We start from the raw sequence: 12,284 nt of genomic DNA on the forward strand, positions 1-12,284 counted from the left end.
ATCTATTTGCCTAAGCTTTGCAGCATAAATTTACGTTTAAATCTTGAACAAGATTCAGCCCATTTTTCAAAGAGCAGATACAAAACAGGCGTTGTATACAAAGTTAAAAGCTGCCCAAGCGCTAAGCCACCCACAATGACCACACCTAAAGGCTGACGTAACTCTGCCCCTTCTCCCCAACTACAAGCCAGCGGAATCGCACCCAATAATGCTGCAGTATTGGTCATTAAGATCGGGCGAAAACGTAGAGCTGCAGCAGACAACACAGCTTGATATGCTGACTTTCCTGCACGCCGTTCATATAAAGTAAAATCAATCAATAAAATGGCATTTTTCACCACGATACCAATGAGTAAAAACATGCCCAACAATGCAATCAAGGTGAACTCAAAGTTAAATATCCATAAGGTTAACAGTGCGCCCAAAGCCACAGCGGGTATGGTCGATAAAATCGTTAATGGATGCACCACACTTTCATAGGTCACCCCAAGCACGATATAAATCAGCACAATCACCGCAAGAATCAGTAAGGGGGTGCTTAATCCCGCTTGTAAACTTTCTGCCTCGACATCTTTATCTGTGGTCATAAAAACATTATTTGGCAACATCACTTCAGTGAGGACAGATCGGATCGCGGCATCAGCCTGTTCATAGCTATAGCCCTGTTTCACCACATAACCAATACCCATCGCGGCATATTGATTACGTCGATACACCCGATCATTGCTAATTCCATAAGACCATGTCGCAAAGTTACGCAGTGGCACAGCCTGTCCATCTTTATTGGGAACTTGTACATTGGCTAAGGATTCAGGATGTTCCGTGAAGTGTTTATCTACTTCCATGACCACATGAAACTGTTGGGTCTGATCATAAATGGTTGAAATCTGGCGCTGTGAAAATGAGTTATTCAATACACTCGAAATGCTTTCAATATCAACGCCCAAACGACGTGCTGCTTCACGGTCTACATCTAGGGTGACATGCTGTGCACCTTCATCCCCCATGGTTTCGACTTCCTCAAGTTCAGGCAGTTTTTGCATGGCCTGTGCAACTTTTGGCACCCATTGGCGTAGCTGTGCAACCTCGTCTGACTGTAGTAACAGCATATAATCTTGACCACTACCACTTGAAAAAGGATCATCCAGTTCTAATTCTTGTTCCACACGTGCTGAGAAAATTGCCCCAGCCTGCCACGGCGCATTTTTTTTCATACGCTCGACAATGGCATGTGAACTTTGCCCCTCACGTTCCGATTTGGGTTTTAAACTCACCATGAAAAAGGAATTGGTGGTTCCACCTGCTCCCCCTGAAGTTCCAACCACATCTTTTACAGCAGGATCACTCAGCAAGCTTTGGCTAAAGGCTGCAATTTTGGGTTGCATAATTTGAAAAGAAAACCCGTCATCACCACGAATAAAAGCCTCAACTCGTCCTGTATCTTGCTCAGGCAATACTCGTTTAGGGAGGTGCTGATAGACATAGAATGAAGCACCTATCGCACCTAACCAAAATAAAATCACGACATAGCCATGTGCTAGCATCCATTTTAAAGATGTTAAATAAGCATGATTGAACTGCTGCATGCAACGATGGCTAAATTGATATAAAGGCTGATGTTGGTCGCTCTCTAGCGATTTTAAACAACGTGCAGATAAGCTTGGTGTTAGTACCAAGGACACAAAAACCGATAACACTACAATAAAAACTAAGGTCAGTGAAAACTCGCGGAACAGCCGCTCAATCACACCGCCCATAAACAGCACTGAAATAAAAATCACCACCAATGCCAAATTCATGGCCACTAAAGTCAGCCCCACCTCCTGAATCCCTTTAATGGCAGCCTGTACAGGAGAATCTCCCTCCTCAATATGACGTTCAATGTTTTCCAGCACCACAATCGCATCATCCACCACCAATCCAATAGCGACAATCACCGCCATAATGGAGAGGTTATTGAGCGAAAAGCCTGCCAAATACACCAAACTACACGCCCCGACCAAAGTCACCAGCATGGCAATACTTGGTACAAGGGCGCTTTGTACACGCCCTAACATTAAAGCAACGACAATAATCACCAACAGCATGGAAAACAACAGCGTATCTCGGGCTTCCGCTAAGCCTGCGCGAATGATTTCAGAACCATCCATCACCGTAGTCAATTGTGCATCTGCGGGTATGAGTGATTTTAGTTCAGGCAGTTTTTCTTTGATTTGATCAATGGTCGCCACAGTATTGGCATTAGGTTGACGGCTGATTTTGATAATCACTGCTGGTTGACCATTATGAAAACCACTGACATAGCGGTTTTCAACAGAATCTTGCACCTCAGCCACATCTTTTAAACGCACAATTGCTTGAGCATTACGATGAATCACCAAGTTGGCAAAATCTTGCGCTTGCTTTAAATCATGCGACAGTGCAACTTGCCAACGAAGTTGATCGCTTTCAATCACGCCCAACGCTTGTACTGTATTACTTTTTTCAATTGCGGTACGTACTTGTTCCAATGAAACACCCTGTGCAATGAGTGTATTCGGATTTAAGGTGATCCGCACCGCAGGCATAGACGCGCCATCAATTTCAACCTCACCAACTCCACTTATCTGCGCAAGATTGGGCTGGAGTTGATTGCTGGCAATTTCATATAATTTACCCGCAGATAAATGCTCTGAACTCAATGCCAAATAAAAAATTGGGCTTTGGCTGGGATTAACCTTGAAATATTCAGGTGGGCTAGGCATCCCTGATGGAAGTTGCGACATTGCAGCATTAATCGCAGCCTGTACTTCTCTCGCCGCTTCATTAATGTCCGTATCTAAGTCAAAGTGCAAAGTGACTTGCGTTGCATTTTGACTACTGGAAGAGTTAATCGCTTTTACCCCAGAAACACCCATCATGGCCCGTTCTAAAGGTGTTGCAACGGTTGCCGACATACTTTCAGGACTTGCTCCAGGTAAACTGGCCCGCACCACAATGGTCGGAATATCTGCCTGAGGTAAGGACGCCACGGGTAAGCGGAAATACGCCAATACACCAAGCAACACAATTGCAATGCCCAATAACACACTGGCAACAGGACGATGAACCAAAGCAGAGAGCAGTTTCAAGACTCGCTCCTTGTTTCATCAAATTCAGCTAAAGGCAGCTTTGGTTTTTGAAAAGCATGCTGTAAACGGTCAAAAAACAAATAGACCACAGGCGTGGTAAATAAGGTCAGCACCTGACTTAAAATCAAACCACCAACCATGACAATCCCCAGAGGCTGGCGTAATTCAGCCCCTGAACCAGATGCCAACATGAGTGGAATTGCACCGACCAATGCCGCCAATGTCGTCATTAAAATGGGGCGGAATCGCATCAACGCTGCCTGATAAATCGCTTGCTGAGGTGAAAGACCCTCTTGGCGCTGCGCTGCCAAAGCAAAGTCCACCATCATGATGCCGTTTTTCTTCACCAAACCGATCAATAAAATAATGCCGATTAAAGCAATCATATCGAGTGGTCGACCTACCATAAACAGCGCCAGTAAAGCACCAATTGTAGCAGACGGTAAGGTTGAAAGAATGGTGATGGGATGAATAAAACTCTCATACAGCATCCCAAGCACGATATACATGGTCACAATCGCTGCAATCACCAACCAAAAGGTATGCTGTTGCGAGTTTTCAAATGCAGCAGCCGCCCCTTGTAGCTGAAGCTTAACTTCAGCAGGTAAATTGAGCTGCTGTTCCACACGTTGAATGGCTTGGATGGCATCTCCCAAAGCGACGCCTGTTGCAAGGTTGAAAGAGATACCGTTGGCAGGAAATTGAGCTTGCTGCTGTAAAATAATTGGGACACGTTTTTGCACAATACTGGCCACAGAACTGAGTAAAATCGGCTCTCCGCTGGCATTATGGATATAGCTTTGTTCTAAAGCTTGTATACCTTGAGTTAATTCTGGCGCCAGCTCGAGCACAATGCGGTACTGATTCGACTGGGTATATAAAGTTGCAATTTGTCGCTGTGCAAACAGATTTTGCAAAGCCAAACTAATGTCTTCTACTGTTAAGCCGAATCTCGCTGCTGCATCTCGATTGACATCAATATACGCCTGTAAACCTTGCCCAGCATTTTCACTGCTCACTTCTGCAAACTCAGGTTGTTGGCGTAAAGCATCTACCAAGACAGGTGTCCATAACGCTAAATCTGTGTTTTTTGCTGCTGTCAAACTAAGCTGATATTGAGTTCGACTAATTTTATCTTCAATACTTAACTCCTGCACAGGTTGCATCCAAGCTTGAATACCCTGAACATGAACCAACTCTTCACGCAGACGTGCCATCACTTGATCTGCACCCGCTCGTTCTGCATGGGACTTTAAGTTAATAAGAATTCGGCCATTACTGAGTTTCGGGTTATTGGCATCAATACCAATAAATGAAGACAGGCTTTCAACAGCGGGATCTTTTAAAATTTTAGCCGCTAGTGCTTGCTGGCGCTCACTCATGGCTTGAAATGAAATATCGTCTGGGGCTTCGGTCACTACTTGGATAACGCCACTGTCCTGCACAGGGAAAAAGCCTTTCGGAATCATCCAATACAAGAACCCTGCGAATAACACTGTACTGAGCATAACTGTCAGTGTCAGGGTTTGATGCCGAAATACCCATTGTAAAGCTTTTCCATACTGCTGAATGATGCCATCCAAACTCCATCTATTCGCTGAAGTTTGATGCTCTGCTTCTTTTAGTGAAGCTTTGCCTTTGAGCAAATAAGCACACATCATCGGCGTTAAGGTTAAAGAGACCACTAGAGAAATCGCAATTGCAGCCGCCAAAGTCACTGCAAACTCATGGAACAAACGTCCGACGACATCCCCCATAAACAACAGTGGAATGAGAACTGCAATCAATGAAATGGTTAAAGAAATGAGCGTAAAACCAATTTCCTTCGACCCTTTGAATGCCGCTTGCATCAGGCTTTCACCCGCTTCACGATGTCGTGCAATATTTTCCAACATCACAATCGCATCATCCACCACAAAGCCTGTGGCAATGGTCAGCGCCATTAAAGTCAGGTTATTGACTGAAAAACCTAAAAAATACATCAGTACAAACGTACCAATGATTGAAAGTGGAACGGCAATACTCGGAATAATGGTGGCAGATAAATTTCTCAAAAAGAGAAAAGTTACCATTACGACTAAACAAACCGCAAAGACTAATTCCTTTTGCACATCGTGGATTGAACTACGAATACTCTCTGTACGGTCGGTCAGTACTCGAATTTTGACGTTTTCGGGCAGGTTCTTTTGCAGCTCAGGCAACAATTGCTTAATCTGATCGGCCACTTGAATCACGTTGGCATTCGGTTGACGCTGTACATTCACCAAAATGGCAGCTTGACTGTCTGCCCATGCCGCCATATAGCGGTCTTCACTGCCTTCAATCACCTGTGCCACATCTTTTAATCGAATTGGGGCACCATTATTCCAGCGTAAAATAAGGCTTTCATAGTCTCCAATTGAACGAATTTGATCATTGGCATCCAGCATCGTACTGCGATATGGCCCATCAAAACTGCCTTTGGGTTGACTGGCATTGGCGGCATTGATTGCCGTGCGGACATCTTCGGCACTTATTTTATAAGCGGCAAGTGCAGCAGGATTCATTTGCACCCGTATTGCTGGTCGTTGCCCACCAGCAAGGCTCACCATCCCCACACCCGTCAGTTGAGATAGCTTTTGTGCCACCCGAGTATCCACCATGTCATAAACCGTGGTGAGGGGTAAAGTTTCTGAACTAATTGCTAAGGTAATGACCGGCACATCGGCCGGATTGACCTTTCGATATACGGGTGGTGTTGGCAAATCACTTGGCAATTTACTGCTAGCAGTGCTTAGTGCAGATTGTACTTCTTGCTCCACTACACCCAATTCAGCACTTAACTCAAACTGTAAGGTAATGACAGATGCCCCGACAGAACTCTGCGAAGACATTTGTTTTAAGCCCGCAATTTTGCCCATTTCCCGTTCAAGCGGTGCGGTGATAGTCCGTTGTACCGTGTCAGGGTTTGCCCCAGGCTGAAAGGTATAGACCTGAATAATGGGATAGTCGACCTGTGGTAGGGCTGATACGGGTAAAAGTCGCCAAACCAATAGTCCACTAAACAGCAATGCCAACATCAACAACGTGGTTGCGACTGGACGGACAATAAAGAACTTTGAAATATTCATGTCTTATCCAACAGCAGGTTTTGATGTGGCCATCGCTTGAGGTTGATCCGAGACAATTTGAACTTCTTTGCCTTCTGCAAGACGATCAATCCCTTCTAAAACCACCTGCTCCGTTCCGTTTAAGCCTGTTAAAACTTGAATCTGACCGTTAGAACTTAAACCCAAAGTGAGCATACGAATTTCTGCTTTTTTCTTCGGATTAACGATATACACATAAGTCCCTTTGGCCCCATGTTGCACGGCGTCACTTGGAATGCTGACAGCATTTCGAATAGTGTGTGCATTTAAACGAACATTGACAAACTGATTGGGAAATAAGACATCATCACGATTATCAAAAATGGCTTTAATCTTTAATGTGCCTGTATTGGCATCAATCTGGTTATCCAACGCCTGTACATGACCAACCGCAAGCTGCTTTTGTTCTGCTTTATCCCATGCCTTGACTGGGACTTGATGTCCCTGTTTCATGTTGTTACGCAAATGAGCCAAATCATGTTCAGCCACTGAAAACTGTACATAAATAGGATGAACTTGAGTGATGCTGACCAAACCTGTCGTGTCATTGGCCTGTATTAAATTACCTGCATCTTTCTGCTGAAAACCAACTCGACCATTAATCGGCGAATAAATTTTGGTATAAGACAATTGTAATTTGGCTGCATCAACCTCAGCTTGATTGGCCTGTATTTGCCCTTTCAACTGATTGACTAAAGCTTGCTGTTGCTCTACTTGTTGTTTAGCAATTGAGTCTTGCTTAAAAAGCAGTTGATAACGTGCTAACTCCGTTCCTGCATTTCGGAGTTGCGCTAAGTTTTGCTGTTGTGTGCCTTCTGCCTGTGCCAAAGCCACTTGAAATGGTGCAGGGTCAACTTGAGCAAGAAGTTGTCCTTTTTGAACCGTCTGACCTTCTTTAAAATAAATCTGCTTGAGAACACCAGAAACCTGAGTTTGCACATTCACTGTATGGGTCGGAACAACTGTACCGATGGCTTTAATTTCCACCTGCAAGTCTTGTCGCTGTACAGACACGATACGTACAGGCACAGGTTTATCCCATTGACTATATTCTTCGCTAGGCTGCGACATAGTATTTTTCCAATACAGCCCTCCCATGCCTAACAACAAAATGACAATAATCAAGCCAATATAATATGTTCGACGATGAAGAAAATGCTTTGCTGGGTCGTTATTGTTCAATGGCTCACTCATTACATTTCCTATTCATTACAAAAAATTCTCGCCCAACACGTACTGTTCAAAACGATAAGACCCATACAATTTTTTAAAATTTGATCAAATTAAGTATTTAAAAAATTGACACTTCTTATTACAAATCACGCATATCTATTTATAAGACGGATGAAAACCTAAAAAAGCTCACAGCAAATGTTGCGTTTTGTAATTGCATTTAATAATGATTATCATTAATATTCAACCATTCATTTACTTATTCCACTTTTACTGCTGAGATTCAGGATATTTTTCTAGGGTCATGAGTTGAAAATATGAACTTAAATGTCCAAAAAAAAATGTGGTTTAGCCAGATATACAGCACACACCAAACCACGCTGTTGTCATGGTTTAAACATAAATTGCAACATCATCATCAGTCTGAAGACCTGAGTCAGGAGGTGTTTTATCGTGCACTTAAAAGTGAATACTGTTTTGAAAAAATTAAAGAGCCTCAAGCATGGCTCATGGGTATTGCAAAACATGTGATTATTGATCACTGGCGACATCAACATGTTGAAAGGTTGTATTTAGATGCTTTGACTCAGTTACCTGAAAACTACTACCCTTCGGCAGAGCATGAGGTGTGCATTCGAGAAACGCTTTATCAAGTACATCGCATGCTTGAGAAGCTACCGACGCGTACAGCACAGGTCTTTCTAATGTCCCAGTTAGATGGTCTCACCTATCGGGTGATTAGTGAGAAATTGAATATTTCTGAAGCAACGGTAAAAAGAGATATGAAACAGGCTTTTTTAGCTTGTATAAGTCTTTATAATCCTGTTGATTAATTCATCTTATTATAACACTTATGCCACAGCACTCTTCTTTACCTAATCATATCCTAGATGAAGCAGCCGATTGGCTAGTACTGATTCATTCTGGAGAGGTAACCGAGGAACAACGAGAGCAATTTGAGCAGTGGAAGTCAAAAAATAAAGAACATGCTTTGGCTATTTCACAGATTGAACGTTTTACACAAGGATTGTCTGATTTACCCAATTCTTTCCAACCAGATACCTTAGTTAAGTCTAAACATACATTTAGCACCTCTTTAAAGCACAATATGCTGTTTGGATTATCAGGGTTCTGCATTATTGGCTTAAGTCTTTATTGTATCCCTTGGGCAAAGCTACAAGCTGATTACCATAGCCAAGTGGGTGAAATTAAAACTGTGCCTTTAGCGGATGGCACAGAATTGATTTTAGCCAGTAATAGTTATGTCAATATCGACTTTTCAAAACAAACCAGACAAGTTGAATTGGTTGAAGGTGAGATTTATATTCAGACGGCAAAAGATCCGAAGCATCGCCCATTTATAGTCACGACCAAAGATGGAAAGATTGAAGCCTTAGGTACACAGTTTACAGTTCGCCAAGAAGACGAATATCGCACTAAAGTCAAAGTTTATGAACATGCGGTAGCCTTATATCCTGCCAAAACAGATACACGCAAACTTTTACAACAAGGCCAACGTACCAGTTTTGATGCCGATACAATTTCAGTCATCTACCCGCTTCAAAATGACCAACCCTATTGGACACAACATTTACTGGTTGTAGAACAATGGCCACTTAAAAAAGTATTGGATGAATTGTATCGTTATCAAAATGGAACTTATTTTATTGATCCTGAGTTAGAAAAAATTCGTGTTTCAGGGGTGTTTTCATTAAAAAGCCCAAAGCAAAGTCTAGAGAACTTGGCCTATACTCATCAGCTTGAGCTGGATTATTACAGTTCATATCTATTAAAAATAAAAAAAAGATAAAAATATGACCCTTTTTTTGAGCTGACTCGACTTATACAGAAATACACTCCCAGTCGAGAACACCGCATGAAGGATTATCAGGCAAAAAGTAGATTAGCGATGGCTATTCGCGCTGTTTTATGGGGCATGCCACTGATGGCAGGAAGCTTTGCTACCACTGCTGTTTATGCTACCACAACGTATCCTGTGAACATTACTCAACTCCCTTTAGATGAAGCACTCAAACAACTCGCAATCCAAACAGGGACAACCATCAGCTATGACTCAAAGGCTCTTTCAAATTTGCAAGCGAAGGCGCTAAAAGGTAATTATGCTGTCGATCAAGCATTGGCTGCGTTATTGCAGCCCCATGCCTTGCTTGCAGTCAAAGTCAACAATGGCGGCTATAGTGTTCAAGCAAAACAACGAGTTCAAACTCAAACAAGAGAAGTTCAACTCGAAGCCATTCATAGCCAAGCCAAAAATGCTTCAGGTGCAAATAGTAGTCAAGTAATGAGTGCAGATGGAACGGCTCAGCTCGCGACTATTTCTTTAACAGCAAACTCAGGCAATAACTTAACGACTGAAGGCTCGGGTTCTTATACAGCCAAAGCCACCACAGCTTCGACAGGTTTGGCACTTTCACTCAAAGAAACGCCACAATTAGTGAGTGTCATTACCCGCCAACAAATGGAAGATCAAAACCTCACGCAACTGACCGATGTTGTTTCACAGGCCGCAGGTTTAACCATTAACCAAAGCGGCAACATTGGTAGTGACTTATCGCCTATTTATGCACGTGGTCAAACGGTTGATAACTATTTGCTCGATGGCGTAAAGCTGATGAGTTCATATAGCAGTATCTTCCAAAGTCAGGACACCGCTTTATTTGACCGAGTTGAAGTCGTACGTGGTGCCAATGGCTTAATGACGGGTGCAGGCTCTGCCAGTGCCAGTATTAATATGGTACGTAAGAAACCTTTACAAGACTTTAAAGCCTCGGTCAGTGCGAGCGCAGGTTCATGGGACACTTATCGTACCGATGTCGATGTCTCATCTCCATTAAACCAAACAGGAACGATTCGCGGACGTACCGTTTTAGCCTATCAAACAGGCGACTCTTATATCGACCGCTATAGTGAAGAACGTAAAATTGCCTATGGTGTTGTTGAGGCAGACCTTACAGAAAAAACTAAAGCCAGTTTAGGCCTCAGTTATCAAAAAATGGATATCTCAGGTATTGCCCGTGGTGGTTTACCTTCATTTTATACCGATGGCACCTTAATTGATTGGTCACGTTCAGACTCAAATGCTGCAAGTTGGAGTGAGTCCGATCGAACAACAACAGCTTATTTTGCAGATATTGAACACCAGTTTAACGAACGCTGGAAACTCAAAGGTGTCATATCTCGTACGATCACAGCATCTGATGAAATTGTCGGTTATGGGTACTCACGCTCAGGAATTAATAAAGAAACAGGGGCTGGTGCTGTACTTTATGGATCTCATTGGGACTATGAACCAACTCAGGACTTATTTAACTTAACCTTAAATGGTTCATTTGACTTACTCAACCAAACCCATGATGTGGTTTTAGGTACAACCTATGCCAGAAGTAAAAATAAACGTCCAACCTATTCGGGTTGGAGTGTAAGTACTTTAGATAATATTTTCGAATGGGACGGAAATACGCCTACACGCCCTGAAATGCCGATTGGAGGATGGTACAGCAATGATGAAAAAAGCCAGTCAGTATTTGGTGCAATACGTTTAAAATTGGCAGATCCATTGGCTGTGATTTTAGGAACACGTTTAGAAAATTGGCAACGCGTAGATAAAGACTACACCAACTCTGATCAGAAACTGGTTACCTCAATACGTGAAGAAAAAAATAAATTCATTCCTTATGTGGGCATTACTTATGACTTAACAGAGCAATGGACAGGTTATGCAAGTTATACCAATATTTTCTTACCACAAGACAAGCAAACCACCACAGGTAGCTATATCGATCCACTGGTCGGAAATAGTACAGAGCTGGGGATTAAAGGTGAATTCTTTGATAACCAACTAAACGTCGGTGCTGCCATTTATCAAACCCAAGAAGACAATAAAAGCATTGCAATAGAGGGGGAAACTGCACCAGACGGCTCTCAAGCATACCGTACAGAATCTGGTACAAAAAGTCGCGGTTTTGAGTTAGAAGCTACTGGGAAACTAACAGATACATGGCAAGTTTCTGCAAGCTTTTCACGAAATATCTCTCAGGACAAAGATGGTAATAATTTAAATACCAATATCCCAAACAATACCGCTAAATTATTTACCACTTATACCCTGCCTTATCTCGACGAAGCTTTAACAATCGGTGGCGGACTACGCTGGCAAAGTGAAATTTATCAAGATAATGTGCCAACTAAGACTCGATTCACACAAGATAGCTACGCATTGGTTGACTTGATGGCACGTTATAAAATCAATGAAAATCTTTTAGTGAATTTCAATTTAAATAATCTGTTTAATGAGAAATATCATCTATCGACCACCAACAGCTATTATGGTGCGCCAACCAACTTTAGAGTGGGTTTGAAATACGACTGGTAAATATAGGTCAAATATCATTGATCATATAGTTGCACATCTACGGCATTATTTTCATATAAAAATAATGCCGCTTTTTTATGTATTATTTTTCTCTCATGAAACGCGTCAACTAAACAAAACGTTATTACTGATTCAAGAGCGCTCTCAAATGCTGCCGCACCGCTGGCCATTCACTTTTCAAGATACTGTACACATATGTATCTCTTAAAATATCGTTTTGTACAATTTGATGACTTCTAAGCACCCCATCTAATTTTGCCCCCAAACGCTCAATCGCAGCCCGACTTTTAAAATTAAAATAGGATGTACGGAACTCAACCGCAATACAATTCAAAGTATCAAATGCATGCGAAAGTAGCAGATTTTTACACTCCGTATTGACATAACTGCGCTGCGCGGACTGGCTATACCATGTTGAACCAATTTCAACACGGCGGTGCTCGGCTTCAATATTCATAAAAGTCGTCATCCCTAACAGCC

7 protein-coding genes are annotated in these 12,284 nt (G+C 42.4%); 3 read left to right on the forward strand and 4 right to left on the reverse strand.

The genetic code is table 11. The annotated features are described in order from the left end of the window. Positions 1-2: 2 nt before the first annotated feature. From B4F08_RS06730 to B4F08_RS06740, 3 genes are read right to left on the reverse strand one after another with little or no spacing between them, the layout of a single operon-like run. Entirely contained in the window at positions 3-3,110 is a 3,108-nt protein-coding gene (locus tag B4F08_RS06730; RefSeq protein ID WP_291373892.1) for an efflux RND transporter permease subunit, read from the reverse strand. Beyond that, a complete protein-coding gene (locus B4F08_RS06735; protein WP_291373893.1) occupies positions 3,107-6,220 on the reverse strand; it encodes a multidrug efflux RND transporter permease subunit in 3,114 nt (1,037 codons plus the stop codon). Before B4F08_RS06735 ends, B4F08_RS06730 begins: the two co-directional genes overlap by 4 nt. 3 nt (positions 6,221-6,223) lie before the next feature. After that, positions 6,224-7,432 carry an efflux RND transporter periplasmic adaptor subunit gene (locus tag B4F08_RS06740; protein ID WP_086209375.1) on the reverse strand — a complete coding sequence of 403 codons (1,209 nt, stop codon included), beginning with the start codon at positions 7,430-7,432 and terminating at the stop codon, positions 6,224-6,226. Positions 7,433-7,728: 296 nt separating this feature from the next. On the opposite strand from B4F08_RS06740, the gene B4F08_RS06745 reads away from it, so the two are divergent. From B4F08_RS06745 to B4F08_RS06755, 3 genes are all read left to right on the forward strand, one after another. Further along, positions 7,729-8,244: a sigma-70 family RNA polymerase sigma factor gene (locus B4F08_RS06745; protein WP_110975441.1), complete on the forward strand. Its 516-nt coding sequence runs from the start codon at positions 7,729-7,731 to the stop codon at positions 8,242-8,244. A gap of 20 nt (positions 8,245-8,264) precedes the next feature. Further along, on the forward strand, positions 8,265-9,221 hold the full coding sequence (locus B4F08_RS06750) for a FecR family protein (RefSeq protein ID WP_087527872.1): 957 nt from the start codon (positions 8,265-8,267) through the stop codon (positions 9,219-9,221). 66 nt (positions 9,222-9,287) lie between these two features. Next, entirely contained in the window at positions 9,288-11,804 is a 2,517-nt protein-coding gene (locus B4F08_RS06755) for a TonB-dependent siderophore receptor (protein ID WP_291373894.1), read from the forward strand. Positions 11,805-11,928: 124 nt separating this feature from the next. Here the strand turns inward: B4F08_RS06755 and B4F08_RS06760 are convergent. Then, positions 11,929-12,284 (reverse strand): GNAT family N-acetyltransferase (locus B4F08_RS06760; RefSeq protein WP_291373895.1); only part of this gene is annotated, 356 nt, incomplete at its 5' end.

The sequence above is a fragment of the Acinetobacter sp. UBA6720 genome (assembly GCF_002454215.1).
GTDB lineage: Bacteria > Pseudomonadota > Gammaproteobacteria > Pseudomonadales > Moraxellaceae > Acinetobacter.

Coding starts and splice junctions, on each gene's coding strand:
- B4F08_RS06755 (WP_291373894.1), top strand. CDS start 9,288: ATGAAGGATTATCAGGCAAAAAGTAGATTAGCGATGGCTATTCGCGCT.
- B4F08_RS06740 (WP_086209375.1), bottom strand. CDS start 7,432: ATGAGTGAGCCATTGAACAATAACGACCCAGCAAAGCATTTTCTTCAT.
- B4F08_RS06735 (WP_291373893.1), bottom strand. CDS start 6,220: ATGAATATTTCAAAGTTCTTTATTGTCCGTCCAGTCGCAACCACGTTG.
- B4F08_RS06750 (WP_087527872.1), top strand. CDS start 8,265: ATGCCACAGCACTCTTCTTTACCTAATCATATCCTAGATGAAGCAGCC.
- B4F08_RS06745 (WP_110975441.1), top strand. CDS start 7,729: ATGAACTTAAATGTCCAAAAAAAAATGTGGTTTAGCCAGATATACAGC.